Annotated in this window: 19 protein-coding genes; 6 read left to right on the forward strand and 13 right to left on the reverse strand. The window is 50.4% G+C overall.

Translation table 11 applies throughout. The features are described from left to right. Nucleotides 1-50: 50 nt before the first annotated feature. The 3 genes from B156_RS0102095 to recQ form a co-directional block, all read right to left on the reverse strand. Nucleotides 51-1,289 (reverse strand): lytic transglycosylase domain-containing protein, encoded by a 1,239-nt coding sequence (locus B156_RS0102095; protein WP_018617955.1) that lies wholly within the window; start codon nucleotides 1,287-1,289, stop codon nucleotides 51-53. Nucleotides 1,290-1,528: 239 nt separating this feature from the next. Beyond that, the gene (locus tag B156_RS0102100) at nucleotides 1,529-2,593 is read right to left on the reverse strand and encodes a lytic transglycosylase domain-containing protein (RefSeq protein ID WP_018617956.1); all 1,065 of its coding nucleotides are present in this window, start codon (nucleotides 2,591-2,593) and stop codon (nucleotides 1,529-1,531) included. 182 nt (nucleotides 2,594-2,775) lie between these two features. Beyond that, nucleotides 2,776-4,902 carry a DNA helicase RecQ gene (recQ, locus tag B156_RS0102105; protein WP_018617957.1) on the reverse strand — a complete coding sequence of 709 codons (2,127 nt, stop codon included), beginning with the start codon at nucleotides 4,900-4,902 and terminating at the stop codon, nucleotides 2,776-2,778. Between the two features lie 211 nt (nucleotides 4,903-5,113). On the opposite strand from recQ, the gene B156_RS0102110 reads away from it, so the two are divergent. The 3 genes from B156_RS0102110 (at nucleotide 5,114) to B156_RS0102120 (ending at nucleotide 7,375) form a co-directional block, all read left to right on the forward strand. Beyond that, on the forward strand, nucleotides 5,114-5,722 hold the full coding sequence (locus B156_RS0102110) for a hypothetical protein (protein ID WP_026260539.1): 609 nt from the start codon (nucleotides 5,114-5,116) through the stop codon (nucleotides 5,720-5,722). A 266-nt stretch (nucleotides 5,723-5,988) separates the two neighbouring features. Further along, nucleotides 5,989-6,651: an NAD-dependent epimerase/dehydratase family protein gene (locus B156_RS0102115; protein WP_018617959.1), complete on the forward strand. Its 663-nt coding sequence runs from the start codon at nucleotides 5,989-5,991 to the stop codon at nucleotides 6,649-6,651. 7 nt (nucleotides 6,652-6,658) lie between these two features. Further along, complete coding sequence (locus B156_RS0102120) at nucleotides 6,659-7,375, forward strand: pseudouridine synthase (RefSeq protein WP_018617960.1); 717 nt, start codon at nucleotides 6,659-6,661, stop codon at nucleotides 7,373-7,375. 51 nt (nucleotides 7,376-7,426) lie between these two features. Here B156_RS0102120 and B156_RS0102125 read toward each other — a convergent pair whose 3' ends face one another. After that, nucleotides 7,427-8,632, reverse strand: a complete 1,206-nt coding sequence (locus B156_RS0102125) for an FG-GAP repeat domain-containing protein (RefSeq protein WP_018617961.1) — start codon at nucleotides 8,630-8,632, stop codon at nucleotides 7,427-7,429. 16 nt (nucleotides 8,633-8,648) lie between these two features. Beyond that, entirely contained in the window at nucleotides 8,649-11,522 is a 2,874-nt protein-coding gene (locus tag B156_RS0102130; protein ID WP_018617962.1) for a PVC-type heme-binding CxxCH protein, read from the reverse strand. A gap of 152 nt (nucleotides 11,523-11,674) precedes the next feature. Between B156_RS0102130 and B156_RS0102135 the strand changes: the two genes are divergently transcribed. Next, nucleotides 11,675-13,447, forward strand: coding sequence for an ABC transporter ATP-binding protein (locus tag B156_RS0102135; RefSeq protein WP_018617963.1), 1,773 nt, complete (start codon nucleotides 11,675-11,677; stop codon nucleotides 13,445-13,447). Nucleotides 13,448-13,629: 182 nt separating this feature from the next. Here B156_RS0102135 and B156_RS0102140 read toward each other — a convergent pair whose 3' ends face one another. Both B156_RS0102140 and apaG read right to left on the reverse strand, forming a co-directional pair. Further along, on the reverse strand, nucleotides 13,630-14,409 hold the full coding sequence (locus B156_RS0102140; protein WP_018617964.1) for an O-methyltransferase: 780 nt from the start codon (nucleotides 14,407-14,409) through the stop codon (nucleotides 13,630-13,632). A gap of 90 nt (nucleotides 14,410-14,499) precedes the next feature. Beyond that, on the reverse strand, nucleotides 14,500-14,886 hold the full coding sequence (gene apaG / locus B156_RS0102145) for a Co2+/Mg2+ efflux protein ApaG (RefSeq protein ID WP_018617965.1): 387 nt from the start codon (nucleotides 14,884-14,886) through the stop codon (nucleotides 14,500-14,502). A 141-nt stretch (nucleotides 14,887-15,027) separates the two neighbouring features. Between apaG and ung the strand changes: the two genes are divergently transcribed. Then, nucleotides 15,028-15,693 carry a uracil-DNA glycosylase gene (ung, locus tag B156_RS0102150; protein WP_018617966.1) on the forward strand — a complete coding sequence of 222 codons (666 nt, stop codon included), beginning with the start codon at nucleotides 15,028-15,030 and terminating at the stop codon, nucleotides 15,691-15,693. Between the two features lie 12 nt (nucleotides 15,694-15,705). On the opposite strand, the gene B156_RS0102155 is transcribed toward ung, so the two are convergent. The 6 genes from B156_RS0102155 to B156_RS0102180 all read right to left on the reverse strand — a co-directional run bounded on the left by B156_RS0102155 (nucleotide 15,706) and on the right by B156_RS0102180 (nucleotide 21,738). After that, entirely contained in the window at nucleotides 15,706-16,425 is a 720-nt protein-coding gene (locus B156_RS0102155; RefSeq protein WP_018617967.1) for an N-acetylmuramoyl-L-alanine amidase, read from the reverse strand. A 431-nt stretch (nucleotides 16,426-16,856) separates the two neighbouring features. Continuing rightward, nucleotides 16,857-18,029, reverse strand: coding sequence for a signal peptidase I (lepB, locus tag B156_RS0102160; protein WP_018617968.1), 1,173 nt, complete (start codon nucleotides 18,027-18,029; stop codon nucleotides 16,857-16,859). A gap of 157 nt (nucleotides 18,030-18,186) precedes the next feature. Further along, nucleotides 18,187-18,918: a 4-hydroxy-tetrahydrodipicolinate reductase gene (gene dapB / locus B156_RS0102165; protein ID WP_018617969.1), complete on the reverse strand. Its 732-nt coding sequence runs from the start codon at nucleotides 18,916-18,918 to the stop codon at nucleotides 18,187-18,189. 81 nt (nucleotides 18,919-18,999) lie between these two features. Next, on the reverse strand, nucleotides 19,000-19,845 hold the full coding sequence (locus B156_RS0102170) for a DUF5683 domain-containing protein (protein ID WP_018617970.1): 846 nt from the start codon (nucleotides 19,843-19,845) through the stop codon (nucleotides 19,000-19,002). 68 nt (nucleotides 19,846-19,913) lie between these two features. Continuing rightward, a complete protein-coding gene (locus tag B156_RS0102175; protein WP_018617971.1) occupies nucleotides 19,914-20,834 on the reverse strand; it encodes a ParB/RepB/Spo0J family partition protein in 921 nt (306 codons plus the stop codon). A gap of 121 nt (nucleotides 20,835-20,955) precedes the next feature. Further along, nucleotides 20,956-21,738, reverse strand: a complete 783-nt coding sequence (locus B156_RS0102180; RefSeq protein WP_018617972.1) for a ParA family protein — start codon at nucleotides 21,736-21,738, stop codon at nucleotides 20,956-20,958. Between the two features lie 334 nt (nucleotides 21,739-22,072). Here B156_RS0102180 and B156_RS0102185 point away from each other — a divergent pair, with 334 nt between their 5' ends. Continuing rightward, the gene (locus B156_RS0102185) at nucleotides 22,073-24,814 is read left to right on the forward strand and encodes a bifunctional YncE family protein/alkaline phosphatase family protein (protein ID WP_018617973.1); all 2,742 of its coding nucleotides are present in this window, start codon (nucleotides 22,073-22,075) and stop codon (nucleotides 24,812-24,814) included.

A 24,814-nucleotide genomic window follows, 5' to 3' on the forward strand; every position in this document is an offset into this window, starting at 1 on the left:
ATTGATGGTCAGACGATTGGACAACGAACCGACCTCATGGTTTAGTTCGGTTATAAGGTTTTCCAGGTAAGGATCCACCCTTCTTTCACCTGGTTCACGTCGGGTAGCTTGATGCCAATGCGGCCGGTAGATGCATCAATAGCCGACAATGACAGGTTGTAGGTGTACTTTTCACTGGTCGAGTATAACTTATCGGCACGCAGGTATACTTTGCCCGTTTTTGGATCAATGTCTTCCACCACGGCGTACAGAATATCACCTTCTTCCACCGCTCTTCCATCGGCCATACCGTTTCGGGTGAGGTGAAATACCCAGATTTTTCCTCGCTGCACATCCCCTGCTTCCCATAGCCGGGCCTTGATGCCCTCCCGAAAAACATCCGCAGCATTGGGGAGTGGAATATCCTCCGGTTGGTCGGGGGTTGGATGTAGTACCTCGCCAGCGGTAGCACTGACCGCTACCTGGGTTGCCTCATTCAACACAACTTCTGGCAGTAATACCTCTCCCTCGTCAGGCTCAGCATCCGGGTTAAGCGGTTCGCTCAGATACGCCATCATCTGTTCGGGAATAAGATGCTGGTAGGCCCCGGAGTTAGAGAAAAGTTCTTTAAACGCCAGAATGCGATACAGGTACTTGCCCGTTTCGGCGTTTAGGCGCAGGTAATAATAGTCGTGTTGCTGCTGTCGGCGAATGTTGGAGAGTAGTGCGCCGATACCGTTATTGTAAGCTGCTGCGGCCAGGGTCCAGGAGCCTAGTTGCGTGTGAAGCCACCGCAGATACCGACAGGCGGCATTGGTGGATTTAATCAAATTCTTTCGTTCGTCATTCCCCGGCTTTATGGACAAGCCCAGTTCACGGGCGGTAGCGGGCATAAACTGCCAGTAGCCAACGGCTCCCTTTGGCGACACCGCCATACCTTTAAGCGCACTTTCAACCAGAGGCAGGTACTTGAAATCCAGCGGTATGTGATGGCGGGCCAGAATAGGCTCAATGATGGGGAAAAACACAGCCGCCCGTCGCCTAATCAGGTACAGAGCCTGGTTCTCGGTCGTGTTTCTTACTAATGCCGTCACCAAACGGCGTGCTACGGCTTCTTCATGCAGGGGGACCGATTCGCCACAAAAATAGACCGGCGGCAACAAACGGGTCAGACCTGGCCCCACAGTGGGAATTGGTGCAATTTTAGGTATGAGTGGCCCGTCTGCCAAAGCAGGCAACAGATAGGTTGGTGCCGATGCCGCAGCCACAACTAATCCAGCCGTCAGTGAAAGTGAGGCTATTATGTGCATGAAAAAAGAAGTAAAAATAGCTTATGGGTTCAAATTTTTAGACTTCTTTCTTAATCTCCGGTAACATGATGGAGTTAGTATTATTTATTATGTGGTAGCTAAACAAAAAGAAAAGGCTACCCGGTAAAAGCAGCCTTTCAAACGTATACGAACATAGTGGCTCTATTACCAGAGTAATCCAGTAATAGGAATGGCATAGAGTGTAAGAACGAAGGCCTATCTGGCTAGTTGTGAGGAGATTAAAGCCAATCCCAGAAGTGAACTGGCCGGATGCCCCGCCCTTTTTTCCAGGGCGGTATCCGCGGCCGACGGAAGCGAAGAATCATCAGACCCATCATTAATTTTTGAATAGGCAGATGTGTACCGTGTTGCTCCAAATCAGAAACAGGGGCATTTGGGGTCTTTTGGGTGGCAGTGGCATGGGCAATCAGTTGCTCCGAATCAGACAGCGTTTTGGTTAGTGCTGTATTAGGACGCGGTCCCCAATTGGGAGCAGCGTAGTCTTCGTCAATCAACTCAATTGTTGGTGAGTCCTTAATCTTTTTGGGTTGGGCCAGTGGCTTGTTCCAGCTGGGAAGTGGCTTGGTTAATTCCGCAATCGTTGAGCCACTCAAAAGCTGCGCATACTGCCGGGGGTTGGTGAGCAATTCTTTAAATGCCAGAATCCGAAACAGGTAGTGGCTTGTTTCGCGGTGCAGCCGGAGTCGAAAATAATTCGTCTGGCCCTGTTGCTTCATTTTGTGCCGAACGTGGTTGATACCGCCATTATAAGCAGCAGCTACCAGGGTCCAGGAGCCTAATTCACCGTATAACTGGTGCAAGTGATGGCAAACTGCTACGGTCGACTTTTCCAAATCGAAGCGTTCATCTACTTCACTGTTTACAATGAGACCCAAATCGCGGGCGGTACCGGGCATAATTTGCCAGTAGCCCGCGGCTCCTTTGTAGGAAACGCTGCGGCTATCCAGGGCACTTTCTGCCAGAGGCATAAAACGAAAGTCGCGGGGAATTTTATGTTTACGAAGAATGGGGTCGATGATTCTGAAAAACTCCGAAGCGCGTGAGCGGAGGTCAAGCAAAAACTCCTGTTCAGCTCCGTACGTACGCAGTGTTTGCACCCACCGGAGCGAAACCCGTTTTTCGTTGATCGGTACTTCTTCTCCGCAAAAGTAAACGGGAAATATACGCTTCGTTGAATCGACAACCAATAATTGGGGCGTATCTAACGGGTTCTCATAGGCAATAATCCGACTCGTATCTGCTTCGAAAGCAGGTGCTGCCAAAACCGGTGAAACAGCGGCCATGAGCAGACATAAACTAACTTCTTTTATCAAAATAACCGATCTTTTTGTCTGGTATAAACATAGACAAACCCGCACTGTCGTAACGGGTTTGTCCAAACTCTATAAGACAAATAAAGGTCATTTATTGGTATATACCAAACAATTTCTAAAAATTATCCAACGGTAACCCGTAAAATAGGATTTTATGTTTGTGAGAGGCCCATTACCAGGGTCAGTTTACCATAATCGTATTTACCCTCAAAATAGTCGAACAGGGGCTTTAAACGGCCTTCTTCAAGCCCTGCCACGCCTATGGCCTGCTCAATTTCCCGCCGTTCGGCGGGGGTGATGAGAGTGGATAAATCAATGGTGTAGCCTGCTTTGGAAAGCTGTACCAAATGGCTCGCTACGGAGCCAGTAGTGAGTTGTCGCTCGGCGGCAATCTCCTGCATAGTCATCCCGGTATTGTACAAGTCCAGGGTAATCAACTGCGTAGAGCCTTTGGGCTTCTCGCCCGACTGGACCCGCTCCCGCACGTAGTCGAGAATGACGTCCAGAAATTTCCTGCCAAACAGCTGAAGTTTGCGTTCGCCTACCCCGCTCACATTACGCAGGGCATCGGGCGTGGTTGGCCGCTGACGGGCCATGTCTTCCAGGGTTGTATCGGTGAAGACAACGTAGGCGGGCACATTCTGCTCGTCGGCTACCTGCTTGCGCAGTGTCCGTAACCGCTCGAACAAATCGTCGCGCTGGGTCTCGGTTTTAGCCTTTGTTTTTTCAACTACTGGTTTTGGAGCATCGTCGGGCCGGACTAGGCTGATGGTCTTTCCGCCAAATAACACCTGGTCGGCCAGAATACCCCGACGCAGGGCGTAGTGCTGGTCGTAAGCAATTTCAATGACGCCGATATTAATCAACTGGTGCAGGTAACTTCGCCAGTCTTCAAAGCGTAAATCACGCCCGGCTCCGTAGGTTTTTACTTGGTCGTAACCGCCCTGAATAACCTGCTGGCTACGCGAGCCCCGCAGGATATCAATCAATAAATTCATCGGCACTCGCTCGCCCGTACGGATAATAGCCGACAGGGCTTTCTGGGCCAGCACAGTACCGTCAAACGTAATACGAGGGTCCCGGCAAACGTCGCAGTTGCCGCAGGGTTCGGGTAACTCTTCCGAGAAATAGGAAAGCAGTATCTGACGGCGGCAGGTGTGCGCATCGGCGTACTGCTGCATCCGTTCCAGCTTGGCCAGCTGAAGGCCGAGGTTAGCCGGACTGTTTTCGGCCAGCATCTCTTTATACGTAGCCACATCGGCGAAGCTATAAAACAGAACCGTTTGGGCGGCTGCTCCATCACGCCCTGCCCGCCCAATTTCCTGATAGAAACTCTCGATGTTTTTGGGCATGTTGTAATGAATCACCCACCGCACGTTGGACTTGTCGATGCCCATCCCAAACGCAATGGTCGCACACATAATCCGAACATCATCGCGCAGGAAAGCTTCCTGCGTTTTGGCCCGGTCGGTGGGATCCATTTTAGCGTGGTAGAAAGCCGCGCTAAACCCTTTCTCCTGCAATTTAGCGGCCAGCGATTCGGTCGATTTCCGACTCAGGCAATAGATGATGCCCGAGGTATCGGGTTTTTGCTGAAGCAGCCGAAGAATCTGCTGAATCCGGTTCTGGCCCGGCAGCACCTGCAAGCTCAGGTTTTTTCGGTTGAACGAATCCAGAAAGATGGCCGGGTCGTTCATGCCGAGCCGGGTAGCAATGTCATGTCGGGTAAGTTTATCGGCGGTGGCCGTCAGCGCAATAGTTGGAATGGCTGGAAACTGCTCTTTCAGGATATGCAGTTGCGTGTATTCCGGCCTGAAATCGTGCCCCCAGGAGGAAATACAGTGTGCTTCGTCAATGGCAAAGAGCGAGATAGTCGTTCGCCGGAGGAAATCCATGAAGGACGTCGTCAGGAGTTTTTCGGGCGAAACGTACAGTAGTTTAAGTTTTCCGCTGAGGCAATCGTCCTCAATATCACGCTGTTCGCGGCTGGTTTGGGTACTGTTGTAGAAAGCCGCCTTGATACCGTTCATGTGGAGCGCGTTGACCTGGTCTTTCATCAGCGCAATCAGGGGCGATACCACTACCGTCAGGCCGGGTAGCATGAGAGCCGGAATCTGAAAGCATACCGATTTCCCTCCTCCTGTGGGCATGAGCACTACCGTATCGCGCCCACTCAGAATCGACTGGATAATGGCTTCCTGCGTAGGCCGAAAGCGGTCGTAGCCATAATAACGTTTAAGGTAGTCAGCGGGTGTTTGGGTCAATTGGGTACCAAGCATCAAGGTTGTTCGGAAGAATTTATGCGTCGATACGCGTGATGGCGGATGGTGCACGCTAACTGGCTGTGCCTGATGGCCGTTTTGTTAATTACCAGCCTATCAAATTTAAGCAGAATTTAAGTTATTTTTAGTAAAAAATTCGTGATTTTTTGCTCATCTTTCCGTCTCAAGTTCCTAATATTTTCGTACCATAAACCCCAATCCAATTTTCATGAGAAAGCCCCTTTTGATGTGTTGCCTCGCCATCAGCCTGTTGATGGCTGTTGATGGTATTGCTCAGGAAACCAAACCGTCGCCGAGCAAAGCCAAAAAAGAATTGAAAGCAGAGAATGCTTCGGCTAAAGCAGCCGCAAAAGCCGAAACGAAAGCGGCAAAGGACGCAGTTAAAGCAACCAAAGCCGACGTAAAAGCAACGGCCGATGCTTCTGCCGATGCCGCAAAGAAAGCTGCGATGAACGACCGGATGGCGGCCGCCCGTGCCGCAAAAACGGCCAAGAAGGACATGGCCAATGCCGCAGCAACGACCACGACTAGTACCAAAATGGATAAGGTGACCAAAAGAACGGATAAGATGACCGATAATGCCGGGATGAAAGATGACAGGATGAATAAGTCGGCCACAATGGAAAAAACGACCAAAGTAACAAAGGCATCAAAGCCTGTTATGAAGGAAGAGAAAGCCACGCCTGCTGATTACAAAGCCCCTGTTGACCGCTCGAAAAAGGGCCCTAATGGAGAAGCCGTTATGACAGGCCCACGTGGGGGTAAGTATTACATCAACAAAAATGGAAACAAGACGTATGTAAGTGGTGTAAACTAACGGGTTCTTTTTCTTTCCACCAATAAGCAGCGGGACCCGGTTTTAGACCGGGTCCCGCTGCTTATTGGTGGCATTCACTAACGTTGAAATCACCGCCAAAAGTGCATATCAGAAAGTTAATCCCGGTTGATTTTACGTTGTAGTTCAGGCCAGGATTAGATAATTGGACTACTATAATTTCTTTATGAGTAGCCTATTTGGATGCTGCCGGACGACCCGGTACATTTATCGGATTCGATAGTATAAACTGCCACGGCAATCAGCCTATGAAAATAAGAGCCATTATAACCGGCGCTACCGGCATGGTAGGGGAAGGGGTGTTGCACGAATGTCTGAACGATGCTAACGTTGAACAGGTGCTGGTTATCAACCGGAAACCGGGTGGGGTGTCGCACCCTAAACTACGCGAAATCATCCACGCTGATTTTTTCAATCTGACATCCATTGAGAGCCAGTTGAGCGGTTACAACGCCTGTTTTTTCTGCCTGGGTGTATCATCCGTGGGCATGAAAGAACCGGAATACCGTCAACTCACGTATGACCTGACCCTGCATCTAGCCCAGATGCTGGCAAAACTAAATCCAGATATGACATTTTGTTACGTTTCCGGCACGGGTACCGACAGCACCGAGCAGGGTAGTAGCATGTGGGCCAGGGTAAAAGGCGAAACCGAAAATGCCCTCCTGCGGCTACCGTTCAAAAAAGCCTATATGTTCAGACCGGGATTTATGAAACCCACCCCTGGTCTGAAAAACGTGAAGAGTTATTACAAGTTTATCGCCTGGATTTACCCCATTGGCCGGGCACTTTTCCCCGCTGGCTTTTCCACGTTGCAGGAACTGGCGCTCGCCATGATTAAGTCGGTTAGCCTGGGCTATGAAAAACCGGTACTGGAGGTGAAAGATATTGTTGCGCTGGCCAAACGATAACGGATACATGGATGATTCTGCTCCCGATTTGTTGCCCATTCTGTACCAATCAACTGAGTTGGTAGCCATTAATAAACCGCATGGTCTGCTGGTTCACCGGTCGCCAATAGCGAGTGATGCAACGGAGTTTGCTGTGCAACTTCTTCGCGACCAGTTGGGGCAGCGGGTATACCCCGTTCACCGGCTTGACCGCAAAACGGGTGGTGTTTTACTCTTTGCGTTAACCGAACCCATGAATTCAGTGATGCAGCAGCAGTTTATGGATGGCCATATCCACAAAACCTATATCGCCATTGTGCGGGGTTACGCACCAGATACCCAAACCATCGACTACTCCCTCCGCAACGACGAAACGGGTGTATCGCAGGATGCGGTTACTCACATCAAAACGTTGCACCGCACTGAAATTCCGTTGCCAAACGGCAAGCACGCAACATCCCGGTATTCGCTGCTGGAGTTGACGCCCACTACGGGTCGGATGCACCAGTTGCGGAAACACATGGCCCACATCCTTCATCCCATCATTGGCGACCGGCCCCATGGCTGCAACAAGCAGAACAAACTATTCAAGGAGCATTTCGGGATGAACACCATGCTGTTACACGCCCAGCAACTTACGTTCACCCATCCCATTTCAGCGGAACAAATCAGCATCACAGCTCCCATTCAGGCGGAGTTTACGCGGATGCTGGGTGAGTTGTTTGGTGAGAAGTGGGAAGTTTGACAAATCATATCAATGGTTTTTAATCAGTCATATGCGCTGAACGGTATTTGACTATTTACTTTTTAGCTGGTTCTCAAATAGAAACACCCCGTTCTTGTTGGCAATTACGATGTCGGGTTTCCGGTCGCCGTTCATGTCATGCACGGCAATGTTCAGGCCCGCGCCGGAGTTGCTGTCAATGAGGTGCTCTTTGTAATAAGGTTCCTGACCCGGCGTAAACTCGAACCACATCAGCATAGGTGCATCGGCATCGCCGGAGTCTCGACCGTTATGAGCCAGAAATCGTTTGCCGGTAATGTAGTCAGCTCGGCCATCGCCATTGAGGTCGGCCATGATGGAGGAATGGGTCTGGGCAGTCGTGTTGCTCATCAGATGAGTTTTAAAGTTGAGCTTCCCCGACTCATCGGACACCTGTTCGTACCACCATACGCCCAGGGCATGAGCCGATGCGCTCACTACATCATTTTTCCCGTCGCCGTTAACATCCAGAATCTGCATGTGGGAGCAGGGTTCGCCCAGACTGGCCGGATGAAATAGCCAGTTGCCGGATTTTTTATCCGTCTTTCCCTCAAACCATCCTTCGCGAATAACCACGTCTTTGATGCCATCATTATTTACATCCCCGTAGCCAATACCATGCGAATACTGTTCCGTTCCGGGAACATTCTCCTGACTCAGCGCAAACCGTTTCCATTCCGTTTCGCCAGGTTTGGAGGGCGGTTTCAGCCAGACAATCTGCTTTTTTGCCATGTCGCCACAGAGGATATCCAGCCGACCATCCCCATCTATATCAATAAAACCCGGCGACTCATTGGCGATGCCCACTGAATCGGCAATGATATGCTTTTTCCACTCGCCCGACTTACTCTTTGGGTTCTCAAACCAGAAACCGGGTTTGCCGGGATAATCAACAACCACTACATCGTCCCAGCCATCCTGATTCACGTCCATTCCCAGGTTTAGGAACGAATTGCTGTATTCTTTTCGTGGGTCAAACGTGCGGGATGGGGCCATCTCGTGGCGGGTCCAGTTAGGTGCTTCAAACCAATAGTAACCGGCCACGATATCCATTTTTCCGTCTTTATTCAGGTCGGCAACAGCTACCCCCTCCGAAACAAAATCACGGGTCAAAATTGTCTTTTTGAAACCGCTGGACGGAAGGGCAGTCGGTTGTCCGTTCGACAGCGTAGCGGACAAACAAAGTAGCAGGATGCCACCCAGCAGGTATTGGGAGTTGATATTGGTTGGTCTGTTCATAGTCGTCAGTCAGTTTTTACTCGCCCAGTACCTTGGCAATCAGCATCTGAACCTCATGGGTTTCGGGCGAATGATCGCGTTTGCCTACCCGGTCGTTCAGCTCTTTCAGCAGTTTTTTTGATTCGTCGGTACCGATGGCCCCAATGCGCTGAACGGTATAGGGCAGTAGTTTAGGCATTTTTGCTTTCTCGGCCAGTTGGAGCGCCCGTTTCGCATCCACCGTTGCCAGCGGTTCGGTGGCGTACCACACCATCAGCGGCAGGTTATGGTCTTCTTTATCCTCCGATTTCTGGACGAGGGCATCCATTACATCCCACCGCTGGTTTGGCGGAAGGCGCAGCATAGCTGAAGTCAGGTAAAGTCGCACCATGGCCGAATTATCCGTTTTGGCCAGCGTTGCCATCTGTTTCATTGCTTCGGGCGAAATAGTTTTGTCTTCGGCCAGCAACTGAATGGCCCAACTCCGAATGTAGTCATTTTCATGGCTTAGTAAGTCCGTCAACTCCTTTTTGGAAATTCCCTTCGTGACGTGCAACGCCCAGAGCGCACGAAGTTTGCGGGTGACATCGGGGTTTTTGGTCAATATATCTTTAAGGGCTTTGTGTACTTTGTTGTTCGGGCCACGCTCCTGCAACATTGTTCGGGCTTGCCGTACGTACCACTCGTTGGGATGCAGCTGATAATTGACCAGTTCTTTATCCGACGCTTTGGCTAAATCGACCTGAACCCATTTATCGGTTGAGTGCGTGATTTTGAAAATCCGGCCCATCGTTTTATCGTGGACATCCGGGTTCGGGCTGTGGCATTGATTTTTGTCGTACCAGTCGATGGCCCATACCGAACCGCTGGGATCATATTTCATATTCAGCCACTGCGACCAGGAATCGTTCATGGCCAGAAAATCCGGCCGGTGCGTAACCATGTACCCAGAACCAGCCCGAACGGGATGATCGTGGTTCAGCCGTGCCCCGTTGATGTTGTTCATGAAAATATCATTGCGGTATTCCTTCGGCCAGCTATTGCCGAGGTAAATCATGGCTCCGGAGTGGGCGTGACCACCACCCGCCGAAGCCGACCGGAAGTTCCCGGCGTGCGGACCCCGTTCGCCCAGCCAGTGTACGTGATCGGCATGGGTTTTAAGGTCGTCGTACGTGTAGGGGTTGAAATGCTTGCCACCCTGCCGGAAGTACCGCCCGCCCTGTATCATGTTGTACATGTGCGGAATGACACAGGCGGTGATGAAGGCGTGGCCGTAATCGTTAAAGTCAAGCCCCCAGGGATTGCTGGTTCCTTCGGCAAACAACTCGAACTGGTGCGTGGTGGGGTGAAACCGCCAGACTCCCGCGTTTAGTTTGGTGCGTTCGGAATCAGGTGCCCCCGGCTTGCCTACGTTGGAGTGGGTAAATACGCCATGAGTGCCGTATAACCAACCATCGGGACCCCACCGGAAACTGTTCAGTACTTCGTGCGTATCCTGTGTGCCCCAGCCATCGAGCAATATCTGGGGCGGTCCGGCTGGCGTTGGGGTATCGACATTAATATCGGCAGGAATAAACAGCAGATTCGGGGCCGCCCCGAGCCACACACCGCCCATACCGACCTCAATCCCACTGACGAGGTTTAGCCCTTCAGCAAAAACTTTCCGCTTATCCAGCGTTCCATCCCCATTGGTATCGTCAAAAATAAGCACTCGGTCTTTACCCTGACCTTCGGGCGCGGGGATAGGATAGGTATGTCCTTCTACCACCCACAGTCTACCACGCGGGTCGAAGGTGAAACAGATGGGTCGTACTACATCCGGCTCAGAAGCGGCCAGGGTGATGGTAAAGCCTTTAGGAAGGGTCATCACGTTGGCCGCTTCGGTGCCGGAAAGCCCGGCGTGGAGGACGGGGTCTAGTGGGGGCAGAATGATGATATCAGCCGGTTTCAGTTCGTTGGGGAAGGTGGGGCGGGTGGGATAAAACTGAAAATCATCGAAATTGATGTGCGCCCATTTGTCATTGGGGATGTAGGGAATCTGCGAAATACCGGTCTCGTTGTCGACAATCCGAATGAAAATGGCCTGATTCATGTACGGTTTCAGGTCAACCACAACCGGCTGCAAGGTAGCACGGCCCTGTCCGGTGCTATGAAAGATGACCTTGTCCGTTCCAGCCTGTACCAGTTCGACGCGGGTATCCTGCAAGGCTCCCCCCGACACCAGAAAGGACGCAAATGGCTGGGTTACGGTGAAAGGCACGGAGGTGAGGGTACCAGTAAGTTTAGCATTGGTGACTCCTCCACTGCTCAGAAAATGGCTTCCCGAAAAACCGATGTGCATATCTTTTTCATGCACGGGGGATGGGTCGTTCCCGAAAATCGGGCTGGTAAACGCATCTCCCGTAGCGGTCCAGTCTTTCAGGGTACCCGTCTCAAAATTCAGGTTGACGGGTTGCCCCTTTTTCATGGGTAGTTGGCCCACAAGGGTGACGGTAGAAATTGCTCCTTCGACGACCTCAAACTGACCAACCATACCAGCAGCCCGGTGACCCGGAACGGTACAGAAATACGTATCACTTTTGTCGGCGGTGAAGGTGATGCTGGCGGTGGCTCCTTTTTCATTAATCGACTTGCTTTTCAGGCCCATCTTTTCCAGAGCGATGTCGTGGGTCATAAGTTCGCCATCGGTAATGGTGATGCGAACCCGGTCGCCTTTGTTGGCCTTCAGCGTTGGATTTCGGGCACCATCTTTGGCAAAGTAGCCCAGCATCGTTGCTTCCAGGGCATACTCCCTGTCAATCTTTGCGGTATCAATAGTCGACTTTAGCACAGCACTGTAATCCTTACTCGTCGTACCGGCGAACGCAAAAAGGACAGAAAATATCGGGATCAACAAACGCGACAGGTACATAAGAGTATATTGACGATTATGTGGTACTAGTCACGTTAAAAGTAGAAGAAAAGGAGTTTTACTCAATTGTAATAGGATACACCAGGTCAGGTCGGTAAAAGACCAACTGATTGATTGCTAAACACTACTGGTTTAGCGGGCGTTACTGTCCTATGCCTATTATCTGGAAGTACCTGTATCCGTACCGATGGCTGGCCGGGCTCGCCCTTCTTCTGGCTGGTATCGCTCAGATTCTGGCCCTGGTAGACCCAATCATTTTCGGTAAACTTATTGATCAGTACGCCACCCATCCCGGTCAGAAAACGGAATCAGAGAAAGTGACGGGTGTTCTATGGCTTCTGGCATTGGCAGTCGGAGTAGCTGTACTCTCGAATATTATCAAAGCGTTTCAGGAGTACACGACGCGGCTGGTGGTACAGAAATTCGGTACCGATATCTTCAATGATGGATTGAAACAAACCCTGCGGTTGTCGTACCAGGAATTTGGCGACCAGAGTAGCGGTGCCACCTTGTCGATTCTCCAGAAAGTGCGTACCGATACCGAGAAGTTCATCAACTCGTTTGTCAACGTACTCTTCTCGTCGGTGGTAGGAATGGGTTTCCTGATCTGGTATGCCGTGACGAAGCACTGGGCCCTGGTGCCCGTTTTCATGATTGGTGTCCTGTTTCTGGGCGGACTCACGGGCCTGCTCAGCAAGCAGATAAAAACCACTCAACGTGCCATAAATCGCGAAACAGCCCTGCTGTCGGGTGTCATTACAGAATCATTTCGCAATATCGAACTGGTTAAAAGTCTCGGTCTTACCTTCTCCGAAATTCGTCGGTTAAAGGCTCAAACGGGCCGTATTCTCGAACTGGAAATGTTTAAAGTTCGGCGGGTGCGGATGCTGTCGTTCTGGCAAAGCACAACCCTGAACATTCTGAAACAGTCAGTTCTATTTACGCTTCTCTGGCTTATTTTTAGAAATGTGCTGAGCACGGGTGAACTGATCTCCATGCAGTTTATTTCGGTCGCTATTTTTAATCCGCTCCAGGAGCTGGGCAACATCATTCTGGCCTATCGGGAGGCCGAAGCGGGCTTGAGCAGTTTCGCACAGTTGATGGAAAAACCCATCGAGCGCAATCCTGAATTGCCACAGGAAGTTGGTCCACTTGAACGGCTGCGCTTTGAGAAGGTAGTATTCCGGCATAAAGGGGCGAATCAGAATGCGATTGATGGAGTGTCTTTCGATGCTAATCTGGGCGATACAATTGCGTTTGTTGGCCCATCGGGCTCGGGTAAGTCCACGATGGTGAAATTGCTGGTGGGCCTGTACCGACCCGTTGAAGGAGAGATTTATTATAATGACATTTCGACTAAAGACCTCCGTTTCAATCCAATGCGCCGACAAATCGGGTTTGTTACGCAGGATACTCACCTGTTTGCCGGAACGATTCGGGAAAATCTGTTATTCGTTAAACCCGATGCTACGGACGTTGAGATGCTCGATGCGCTGGATAAAGCTGCCTGCAACCACCTGCTGGCGCGCTCTGAAAAAGGCCTCGATACACCCATTGGCGAAGGTGGCGTGAAAATGTCGGGGGGAGAAAAGCAGCGCCTGTCCATTGCCCGCGCCCTGGTCCGTCGCCCGCGTCTGCTGATTTTCGACGAAGCTACATCCGCGCTGGATTCACTGACAGAAGAGGAGATTACGGATACCGTACGGGAAGTGTCAGCCCTGAATGAGCAGATTACCATTCTGATTGCTCACCGGCTTTCTACCATCCTGCACGCCAACACCATCTTCGTCCTCGAAAAAGGAAAAATCGTCGAGACCGGCAACCATGAGGAGTTGGTGGCCCAAAAAGGACTTTACTACGCCATGTGGCGGCAGCAAATTGGTGAGCGTAAGTCGGTAAGTTTCGCCGGGCTACCAACAGCATAAAGCTTGTGTGTACCTGCCTATACGATACCGTAATGAGTACACCAATAATCGCTTGTGGACGAATAACATTGCCAGATTTTTGAAGCAGTGGACACCTGTCTGGATAAAACTACCTCCGAACAGAAGCCTATTTTAGGTAATTACCTGAAGCGTTGTACTGGTAAACAGGCGACTTCCTACTATCAAAAACGGAGTATGAAATCTTCCCGTGGCTGTTCTTGCCGGAAAAAGACCAACCCGACCCAGAATAGATCGATGGTGACGGTGACGGACGGGTGTTTTTGGATGTACGCCCAGGCCTGCTCCATCTCATCCGACCAATGGATGTCATCGAACACAAAAACGGTATCATTATGAATATGACGCAGACACGTTTCAAAGTAGCGAACGGTCGGTTCGTAGCGGTGGTTAGCGTCGAAGAAAACGAAGTCGACCGGGCCGAGTGAGGCAATGCCGGTAGCGAGCGTTTTGTCCAGATTCCCCACAACGATGGTTACGTTTTGCTGCTTCAGCTGGTCGAAGTTTTGCCGGGCTACGGCGGCTGTTTCGGCACATCCTTCAAAAGTCATTACACGACCATCATAAACTCTGGTAGCTTCGGCCATGTAAGCAGTTGTCAGCCCCAGCGATGTTCCCAGGTCAACAATGGTCGTCGCCTGAAATCGCTGGACAAGGCGAAAAAGAAGCCGTCCAAAACGGGCGGATTTCTGGGAGTGGCGGGCAATATCGCCAATGGTACGTTGTCGGGATGGATTTACTTTAGAGCCCGCGCCCAGGTCTGTAATCGTAATCTGCTGCTGACTTCGGCGAAGTTTTTTTCGTACCGCCTGAATCGGAGCAAAGGCCTTTTCTGGGCTGCGTCTGGCCCGAATCACTTCGGTATATAAGGCGTAAAGAAAGGGGGAATGAAGCGAATGTTCGTCGCGGGCGCGACTTAGGTAACGAAAATAAGCGGTAATCACAAGGGACAATAAGACGCCGGAGCGGATGTAAAATGAACACTAATGCGGCTGCTCCTATTCAGAATTGCCTATCGAAGTCACTTTACCTGTTTAGTTTAACCGGAATGGAACAACCATCGTAAATTCGGGAATCGTTACCCGGAGTTGTTTTCCGTCAATGATGCGCTCAACGAGGTAAGTGCCCGACATTTTACCGATACTGGAACGAAGATTACAACCCGATACATACTCATGTATTTCGCCCGGCTCCAGTACAGGTTGCAGGCCAACTACCCCTTCGCCTTCAACCTCGCGAACGGTACCATTGGAGTCGTAAATAAACCAGTGCCGCCGAAGCAATTGAAGGGTATGATCGCTGGCGTTCTCGATGGTAATGCGGTACGTGAACACGTAATGAGCCTGAAGTGGGCTGGAGTAACTGGACTGATACTCCGTCTTTACGCTAACTTTCACACCTTCTGTGATTGTGGAAACCATAAATTTACGATCGTTTACAACCTTAGAACGAAAATTAGGTTGATTATTTCAGTTAGGCAAGTACTATGCCTAAAAACTTACGTAAACAACGTCAAAACATTTGTAGGCGTATAATTTCTTAACCACTTTATCAGTTCCCTCATGAACGTATCTATTGACGAATCGTGGCAAAGCCGGCTGCAATCAGAATTCGACAAACCTTATTTTACGCAACTGGCTGAGTTTTTACGGCACGAGTACAGCACTCAGCGTGTTTATCCGCCCGGTCGCCTGATTTTCAATGCGTTCAATACCTGTAGTTTTGATGATGCCCGCGTCGTTATTCTGGGGCAGGATCCGTATCATGGTGAGGGGCAGGCGAATGGTCTGGCTTTTTCGGTGGCCGACGGTGTCGCAAAGCCGCCGTCTTTAATCAATGTCTTCAAAGAAATTCAGGATGATCTGGGAAGGCCCGTACCAAAATCCGGTAATCTGGAACGCTGGGCTACGCAGGGAGTGATGCTGCTCAATTCTACCCTCACCGTCCGAGCCGGGCAAGCCGGTTCTCACCAGGGTAAGGGATGGGAAACGTTTACCGATACGGTTATCAAGCTGATTTCAGACGAGAAACAGCACGTAGTTTTTATGCTATGGGGCGCTTACGCCCAGAAAAAGGGAGCCGTTATCGATGGAAAAAAACACCTGATTCTGAAGGCTAAACACCCCTCGCCGATGGCGGCTAATTACGGCGGCTGGTTTGGAAACAAACATTTTAGTCAGGCCAATGCTTACTTGGAAAGCAAGGGACTAACACCGGTAGAGTGGTAAGTATGGGTCTAATCAGCGTGTTTTATAGGCCGTCTGCAAACCACTGCTTATCCAGTTTGCCAATGCCTGCCGGTTGTTGGCTAACAGGAACCGTTGCTGATCTTTCGCATTACGGATGTTTCCTAACTCGATAAAAACGGTGGGAGGATGACAATTCCTGACCACGTATAAATTACTACGGTTCGAGACGGTACCCAGGTAGTTTCGGTTAGGCTGACTGCGCTTATAGCCAGACTGAAAGCTTTTATGAATGTGCGTGGCCAGTTTCTTACCAACTTTGCTGGCCTCGTGGTGATAAAAAAAGACATCGATATTCTGCCCCTCACTTCGACTATCGACGTGAATAGTGACCATCCGCTGATAAGCTCCTTTGTGTTTTCGATGCAAATTATTAACGGCATCCACGCCTTGGCGCAACCGCTTAACCTGGCTTAGGGGAATTTTCTGGCTGGGGTACGTCAGTTCATCGTGATCCAGTTTCAATACCGGTTCATCGCGTATGCCGTCATTCGGGTCGCGAACAATCATGTAAACGGTCGCGCCGTGCTCCATCAGTACCCGGGCCAGCCGGATTGTTACATCGTAGGCATACTCGTCTTCGGCCAGCGGGTACTTGCCATAATGCCCAATGGCACCGGGGTCTGGCCCGCCATGACCCGAAACCAGGTAATAAACAGCGCCTGCCAGCGTACGGTCTTTTATCGTCACACGGGCATATTTGGGCCCCAGCATGGGCACATTCAGCGCAGTGATCGACTTTATTAACGTCTTTACCGTTCGTACAGACTTACTGTTTTTATTGCCAGATACGCTCGTTTTAGTATTGGCAGGACGCTTGATACTCTTTTTCTGAACGGACGAGTGGCTCCTTTTCCCTTGAGCCAGACCAACGTGAACGCTGCTGTGAACAAACAGTAAGACTACTAAAAATGGAAACCAATTATGATTGCGACCGGGTAATTTCTTGGCTGTCTTTACTATGACACTTATCAATAAAAGCGGATTCAACACATCAATACAGGTACGTAGAAAAATCAGGAAACGGTGAAGTTCTTATTTCACAAACGGAGTAACCATGAACAGGAACATAAAACAAATCCCCAATTTGCTACGATACACGTAAACAAACCGGGGGATTTGGGCTAATCGTTACGCGGGCCTCCTCAGTCTACCGTTCTGAACAGGCGGTTCCAGCGAATTTTATTCCAGGCGTTAGCGGGGTTTGGGTCCAGAGACATCCAGACGAACACGGCTTTCCCAACGATGTGGTCTTCAGGAACAAAGCCCCAGAACCGGGAGTCCAGTGAGTTATCCCGGTTGTCGCCCATCATGAAGTAATAATCCTGTTTGAACGTATAGGACGTAATAGGCTGACCGCCAATTTTGATACTCGCGGTGTTGAGTTCTACAGCCTCATTACCTTCATATTGTTGAATAACCGGCCCGTAAAGCGCGACAGTTTGCGCGTTAATGGAAATGGTAGCCCCTTTCTTCGGGATTGTGATTGGTCCGAAGTTGTCGTGGTTCCAGTGGAACGTGGGAGCGCCATAAATCATTGGCGACGTTTCTCCGGGCTTGTCAACCATGGGTTCGATTCCTTTTACCCAGGGGAAGTCCTTGAATTTAGCTATCGTGCTTTCAGTCGTGTTGAGCATGTACCCAACCATGGCCGTTGCTTTGGTCGAGTCGTTATACTGCTCCAGCGGTTTCCAGTTTTCGGTGGGCTGGCTGGGGTCGCGGTAATCATTAACGATATCGTACTTACGGAAGAAAGCTTCATCAAGCACTTCCGTTGTTTTGATAAAATACTTCTGCTCAGAGCGGGGAGGGGTAGGGAAGGGTTTCCCGTTTATATATACCTCACGAAGCCGAACTTCCAGCACATCGCCCGGAATACCAATGCACCGCTTGATGTAGTTGGTTTTCAGGTCAACCGGATAATCAATGTTATCGTTGAGGTACTTTGGCGGTACGTTGAACACAACAACATCACCGTTTTTGACGTGGGTGAATCCCGGTAGCCGATAGGATGGTAACTGGATGGCGGTACTGTAGGAGGGGATATCGGTACCCCATATTTTCTGGTGCGTTAGGGGAACCTGCAAAGGCGTTCGGGGGGTCCGGGTGCCGTAGTGCAGTTTACTGACAAACAGAAAGTCACCCACCATCAGGCTATTTTCCATTGACGGTGTTGGAATCGTAAAGGCTTCCATGAACAGCCATCGGATAAGGGTAGCGGCCACAACGGCAAACAAAACAGAATCGAACCACTCCCGAATGGGTGATTTTTTCGCTCTAGCCGTTCTCTCTTCGGCTCTGGTTTTTACTTCCGACACGTAGGTTGATTATGAATGATTAATGATAAATTATAACCGGTTCGCCGGCAAATGTCAGGCTATGTGATTGATTGTTAACTGCAAGCGGATAAATCAAAGACGAAATTACGAAGATGTGCTGGTTTTAGGTAACCGCTTATCCTGCCTAATTCATCATCTATCCCAAAAGGTCATCCATACCAAACACGCCTTCTTTTCCTGCCAGCCATTCAGCAGCCACTACAGCCCCGACAGCAAAACCCTGTCGGCTATGTGCCTGATGGGTAATCTCAATTCGGTCAACGTCTGATTCGTACCGGACTGTATGTGTACCAGGTACATTACCCTCCCGTAACGACGCTATTTCAATGGTATCTTCACCCGTATTTTCCGGGTTGCTGTCCGTTTCACTGCTTACCCAACGCTGTTTGGTCGGCAACTGTTCCAGTATGCCTTCGGCCAAGGTAATAGCCGTTCCACTTGGGGCATCCTTCTTCTCGATGTGATGAATCTCCGTCATCGAAACGTGATACGATGGGTAGTTCTGCATAAACTGGGCCAGCGTTTTGTTCAGGCGAAAAAACAGATTGACACCAATGCTGTAGTTGGATGCGTAGAAAAAAGCACCCTTCGTTTTCCGGCACACTGTTTCGATTTCTGCCCGATGGCTGAGCCACCCGGTAGTACCGCAAACGACGGGCCAGCCCCGTTTCAGACAGTACGTTATATTGTCAACGGCCGACTCGGGTGAACTGAACTCAATAACGACATCAACCTCATCGGGTTCGAGGTTTTCCAGGTCCGTGTAGTTGTCAGCGTCAATGCGGCCTGCAATCTGGTGGCCCCGTTCGAGCGCAATCTGCTCAATCGTTTTGCCCATTTTGCCGTAGCCAAGGAGAAGAATATTCATAGGAAGTTCACGGTTTTGGTTTAAGGTTGGTGGGCACGTAACTAATGTAGACAGGCTATTCGTTAACCACAAACTCAAAACCTATTTAAACGTAAATGCCATCCGAACACCGGGCACGAAGCCTGTACCGGGTATGGTAAGTACATTAGGTTCAACCTTCATGGAAATGTCGTCGGTCAAATCAAACGTTTTCAGGTGAGCTGCCACATTGGCTTCTACAATGTTTATGGCGTACAAAACTACGGATAAAAGGATATTCAAATCCCGATAGCGCCGAAAGGTATCGTAAACGTTTTTGGCCCCCGCCGTTGTGCGGAACACACCGGCTTTGTCGGAGAGCGGATCAATACCAATTGTTACTTCGGTAACGGGCTGTATGTCGGCTGGTATCAGAACGGGCTGCGTTAGTATAGCCGGTGCGTATCCGGGTGGCAGCATAGCCTCGTAGGCATTTGCCAGTTTATCCCCATACAGCAAACGCCGGTAACCGGTCTCTGCTTCTTTCGCTAAGCCACGATATTTGACGAACAGGTAACCCATAACGCCAAAACCAATGTAGATGAACGGTATTTTGTAATACTGCCTATTGTACGCCTGCCCCAAACCGGGTAGCATTACTGACCGCATGGTCGCTTTGCTGGGAATTATTTTATGAATTCTGGCTTCCTGCTTCGCCGTAACATAGGTCGTATCCGGTTTATCCAGCGTCGTCGAATCGTCATCGAGTTTGAATGGGCTGGTCCTGACCTGAACCCCGTTTCGCCGTATTGTTCCTGGAATCGTATCAGCGGCTGAGCGAATCAGTTTGGTCGAATCGACGGCGATTGGCGTAGGGGCGGGCTCAATGGCTGGTTTTTGAGCAAAGAGTGCCCAGGCAGGCAACAAAAAAAACAGGACGGTAATGAGCAGCGAGACAGGCCATTTCATAGCTGTAAAACGTACGAATTGCCTTTTCTCCCGCCCATTGCTCACCCTTTTAAGGTAATTTAACACGGTTACGTCTGGGAGTTCAGCACTTCCAGGATTTTGGTTAACTCATCCTGCGAGGTAAATAATATCTTTATTTCACCCTTGTGCTTCTCGTCGGCCTTTATGGATACGCGGGTGCCAAACAACGAGGATAACTTAAACTGAAGACTTCGCATCTCCTGCTTGGGCAGCGTAATCCGCCGGGTCGATGCCAGTTCACTGCCGTCTTTTGATAGGTTTCGAACGGCCTCTTCCACTTTTCTCACCGACCATTCTTCGTCCACCGCCTTGGTAAAAAGCTTGATTTGAGTCTCCGGGTTTTCGATGTTGATAATGGCCCGGGCGTGGCCCATGGAAATTTTGTTGTCGCGTAACGAGGCCTGAATAACGGGGGGCAGTTTCAGTAACCGGATGTAGTTGTTTACCGTAGTGCGGTTTTTACCGACACGCTCGCCCAGTTCCTCCTGTTTCAGGCTACACTCCGTAATGAGCCGCTGATAGCTAAGGGCAATTTCTATGGCATTCAGATTTTCCCGCTGAATGTTCTCAATCAGGGCCATTTCCAGCATTTGCTGGTCATTGGCCGTGCGAACATAAGCGGGAATGTGTGACAGGCCAACAATTTTCGAAGCCTGCAAACGACGTTCACCCGCAATGAGTTGGTACTGGTCCTTTCCTAGTTGCCGTACGGTAATAGGCTGGATAATACCCTGCGTACGGATGGAGTCTGCCAGGTCCTGAAGGGCTTCTTCATCGAACCGGGTCCGGGGTTGGAACGGATTGGCTTCAATCAATGACAGACCAATTTCTGTCATGGTACTAATAGACTCGAAAGGCGATGGCTTGGGCTGCCGACTAACCGATTCATTATCGTGTAGCAAGGCACCTAAGCCACGACCCAATCCTATCATTTTCTTGCCTGGTGCTTTGGCGTTTGCGTTGTCCATCTAAAAATGGATTTACGGTTTTCGGTTTATAGTTTTCGGTTGAGCGGTGCGGGTTGAAAAACGACCCACCAGAGCACTGGAACTGCTTCGCGCAACTGTAAACATGAACGGAAAACCTTGATTATGCTTCCTGTGGCATTAAGCCATTCTTAATCAAAATTTCACGGGCCAGGTTCAGGTAACTCACCGCCCCCTTGCTGTCGGCATCCTGCGCCAAGGCTGGTACGCCAAAACTGGGCGATTCGCTCAACCGGATATTACGCGGAATAATGGTGCTGAATACCATTTGCTGGAAATGGCTTGTTACCTCACCTACTACCTGATTCGACAGCCGAACCCGCAAATCGTACATCGTCAGCAAAATACCTTCAATGGTTAGATGCGTATTGAGTCGCGACTGAATAATCTTGATTGTATTGAGCAGTTTACCCAACCCTTCAAGCGCAAAATACTCGCACTGAACCGGAATAATAACCGAGTCGGCTGCGGTCAGGCTATTGATAGTAATGAGGCCCAGCGAAGGCGAACAGTCGATGATAATGAAATCGTATTCATCGCGAAGTCCGTCGAGTGTGTGCTTCATCTTGTCTTCCCGATTCTGCAAGTTAATCATCTCAATTTCGGCCCCGACAAGGTCGATATGAGACGGTAACAAATCCAGGTTTGGAAAGTCCGTATGAATAATGGCATCGTGTGGGCGAACCCCTTCTACCATACATTCGTAAATGCTGTTCTCAATTTCTTTCGGATTGTATCCCAGCCCCGACGTGGAATTCGCCTGCGGGTCTGCATCAACAATAAGCGTCTGAAATTCGAGGGCGGCCAAACTGGCGGCTAGATTGATCGTTGTTGTAGTTTTACCGACGCCACCTTTTTGGTTGGCGATAGCAATGACTTTACCCATGGGTCTGTGCGTTGCAGTCCCAAAGATGCCGGATAGTTTTCATGAATGCAAGAACTGTTTCACGGAATGTTTCACAAAATTTTATTCGGCTTAAACGCGTGTTTGTTTTATTAAGGATTAATGAATGGTCAATGGATGAAGTTTATAATCCTTTAACGCGGTAAGGCATTGGGTGTTAGGATAGAACCCGTACGGCTAAGTAAATTGCTGAAAATTCGGTACAGACGCATTCATCGAGTTCTGCTTTTGTCAGATTAAATGTGGGGTACTTGCCAATAGCAGGTAATAAACGTGAGTTCTTCGGCTTTAGGATGTTGAAGGCTACCAGCATACCATGAAAATCAACAGTACGTTCGCCATTTACGGATCAATTTGTCTTTCGTTACTCGTTCTGCTGGGTAGTTGTCGCCGGGCTGGCTCTAAAGTCAGTCATACCGATGGCATTACGTCTGCCTATAAAACGGCTACGGACGATAGCACGTTAGCAAGCAGTAAGTCGCCGTTTCTAATGCCCTATAACCGGATTATCGATGGAGCGGGGCAATCTGTCAGTTTTGGCGATGCCAGTCTGGAGAATCATAGCCTGGATGCCGTGTTGCTACCCGATAAGCAGACACTGGTGGTGGAAGACCGCTTCGGAATCGCTTTTTTTAACGTAAAAACGCACCAGCTTCTTTCGCGCTGGGATTATAACAAAGGCTCGGCTCTTAAAGGCAGTATGAGTTCTTTCTCCGGCATCAAGGCCATAGTACAGCATGATTCCACCTATATTTTTTGGGGGGCGGGTGGCCGGGGTAAACCAAACTCCTATGTAATGCAGGCCGTTTGGGACGGTACCCGCGCTCAATTGATACAAACTATTCCCTTCGAACCGGTAGCCCCGGCCACCATTGCGCTGCCCAATGAGGTAGCGGTAAAAGAGGAAAATGGTGAATTGTATCTGTACACGGTTCTGAATGGTAACAATCAATTGGTAAAGATTCGGGTGGCGGACAGAAAGGTAGTCTGGACCGTGCCAACTGGTGTGGCTCCCTTCGGTCTGACCATCGTGGGCAACAAAGCCTATGTGACTAACTGGGCAGGCCCCGTACCTGATGCGGCCGATGGGCTGGAAACAGCGGGCGTTCCCTGGGGAAGCGCGTACATTGATCCCAAAACGGGTGCCCTGTCGCGGGGAACGGTTTCTATTATCGACATACAGCAGGGTAAGGCAGAGCGGGAAGTACCCGTTGGACTGCATCCCAACGCTATCATCAGCAGCCCCGACCAGCGGTTTCTGTACGTAGCCAATGGCAACAGTGATTATGTTTCTGTATTGGATGTGCAGAAACAGCAGGTTACCGATTCCATTTTTGTGGGTTTGTACAACCGGGGAAATGGCTATATCGGCAGTACGCCGAATGCGTTGGCAATCCATCCCTCCGGCAACACGCTGTACGTGGCCAACGGGATGGATAATGCACTCTGTGTCGTTGCGCTGGGTAGCCGGGTGGCCACGTCCGGCACCGGCACTACCACTATAAAAGGCTATATTCCCACGCAGGCATACCCATCCGGCATCGTGTTGAACAACGATGAACTGTACGTGACGAATCTGGAGGCATCCGGTGCCCGAATTGCCAACCCTGTCGATCAGAGTGGACAAGGTAAAAGCCCATCCAGGAAAGAGATAAAGGCTTACAACTCCCACAAGCAATTGGCGTCCGTTTCGTTTATTCCCGTTCCCGGTCAATCGGAGTTGGATGCCTTTACGGAGAAAGTGAAAAAAATGAGCATGCAGTTTCGGCTGGCGTTGACGGAACAGATGCCCCGCCCCGGCATCGCGCCCAAACCCGTGCCCGAGCGGATTGGCGAGCCATCTGTTTTCAAACACGTGCTCTACATTATAAAGGAGAACCGCACGTATGACCAGGTGCTGGGCGATATGAAAGAAGGTAACGGGATGCCTGAACTGTGCATCTTTGGCGATAGCATTACCCCAAATCAGCACCGGCTGGCGAAGGATTATCTGTTGATGGATAACTACCACGTTTCAGGAAAATCATCGGCTGAAGGGCACCACTGGGCCAGTGCGGCTATCGTAACGGACTACACCGAAAAAAGCGTGCGGGCCTGGTTCCGCAGTTATCCCCACGTTTTATACGATGCGCTGGTGTACGATAAAAAGGGCCTGATCTGGAACAACGCCCTCGACCATGGCAAAACGGTTCGTATCTATGGCGAAGCCTGCACCTGTCATTTCGATAAAAAACAGTACAACTGGAAAGACCTGTACCAGCTTCAGCAAACGGGTCAGCCGTTTTCCTACACCAATACCACCACCATTTCGCGCGTGAGGCCCATTCTGGCGCAGGATTTCCCCGGCTGCGATGACGAAACCATCAGCGACCAGATGCGGGCCGATGCGTTTATCAAGGAGTTGAACGAAACGGCGGCCAATCCCAACGCCGACCTGCCTAACCTGATGGTAATGTCGTTACCCAACGACCACACGGCGGGCACGAACCCGGCCTTCCCCACGCCCAAAGCCATGGTGGCCGATAATGACCTGGCCGTTGGCCGGATTGTGGATGCTATTACGCACAGCCGGTTTGCGGAATCGACCGTTATTTTCATCACGGAAGATGACTCGCAGGCGGGTTGGGACCACCTATCGGCTTACCGAACCACTGGTTTTATTATCAGCCCTTATTCCCGGCTGAAAACAACTATTCATACGAACTACAACCAGACCTCTATGGTCCGGACGATGGAACAGATACTGGGTCTCCCGCCCATGAATGTCATCGACGCTACGGCCCTGCCCATGTTCGACTGCTTCACGAACAAACCCGACCGTTCGTTCGCGTACACGAAGCAACCGAACCTCGTCAATCTGGCCGAGATGAACCCGTCACCCACCGGTCTGAAAGGGCCAGCCCTGCGATTTGCCACTCAGTCAATCAAGTACAAGTTTGACCTTATTGACCGGGGACATGACGACCTGCTCAATCGTATCTTGTGGTTCAGTGCGAAAGGTAAAAAACGGTATCCAGCCGAGTTGGCTGGTGCCGAGGATGATGACGATGATGATTGA

The sequence above is a fragment of the Spirosoma luteum DSM 19990 genome, from assembly GCF_000374065.1.
GTDB classification, from domain to species: Bacteria; Bacteroidota; Bacteroidia; order Cytophagales; family Spirosomataceae; genus Spirosoma; species Spirosoma luteum.

Coding starts and splice junctions, on each gene's coding strand:
- B156_RS0102185 (WP_018617973.1), top strand. CDS start 22,073: ATGAAAATCAACAGTACGTTCGCCATTTACGGATCAATTTGTCTTTCG.
- B156_RS0102135 (WP_018617963.1), top strand. CDS start 11,675: ATGCCTATTATCTGGAAGTACCTGTATCCGTACCGATGGCTGGCCGGG.
- B156_RS0102175 (WP_018617971.1), bottom strand. CDS start 20,834: ATGGACAACGCAAACGCCAAAGCACCAGGCAAGAAAATGATAGGATTG.
- B156_RS0102130 (WP_018617962.1), bottom strand. CDS start 11,522: ATGTACCTGTCGCGTTTGTTGATCCCGATATTTTCTGTCCTTTTTGCG.
- ung (WP_018617966.1), top strand. CDS start 15,028: ATGAACGTATCTATTGACGAATCGTGGCAAAGCCGGCTGCAATCAGAA.
- B156_RS0102110 (WP_026260539.1), top strand. CDS start 5,114: ATGAGAAAGCCCCTTTTGATGTGTTGCCTCGCCATCAGCCTGTTGATG.
- dapB (WP_018617969.1), bottom strand. CDS start 18,918: ATGAATATTCTTCTCCTTGGCTACGGCAAAATGGGCAAAACGATTGAG.
- B156_RS0102100 (WP_018617956.1), bottom strand. CDS start 2,593: ATGGCCGCTGTTTCACCGGTTTTGGCAGCACCTGCTTTCGAAGCAGAT.
- B156_RS0102115 (WP_018617959.1), top strand. CDS start 5,989: ATGAAAATAAGAGCCATTATAACCGGCGCTACCGGCATGGTAGGGGAA.
- B156_RS0102125 (WP_018617961.1), bottom strand. CDS start 8,632: ATGAACAGACCAACCAATATCAACTCCCAATACCTGCTGGGTGGCATC.
- B156_RS0102155 (WP_018617967.1), bottom strand. CDS start 16,425: ATGCTGGGGCCCAAATATGCCCGTGTGACGATAAAAGACCGTACGCTG.
- B156_RS0102170 (WP_018617970.1), bottom strand. CDS start 19,845: ATGAAATGGCCTGTCTCGCTGCTCATTACCGTCCTGTTTTTTTTGTTG.
- apaG (WP_018617965.1), bottom strand. CDS start 14,886: ATGGTTTCCACAATCACAGAAGGTGTGAAAGTTAGCGTAAAGACGGAG.
- B156_RS0102180 (WP_018617972.1), bottom strand. CDS start 21,738: ATGGGTAAAGTCATTGCTATCGCCAACCAAAAAGGTGGCGTCGGTAAA.
- B156_RS0102095 (WP_018617955.1), bottom strand. CDS start 1,289: ATGCACATAATAGCCTCACTTTCACTGACGGCTGGATTAGTTGTGGCT.
- recQ (WP_018617957.1), bottom strand. CDS start 4,902: ATGCTTGGTACCCAATTGACCCAAACACCCGCTGACTACCTTAAACGT.
- B156_RS0102120 (WP_018617960.1), top strand. CDS start 6,659: ATGGATGATTCTGCTCCCGATTTGTTGCCCATTCTGTACCAATCAACT.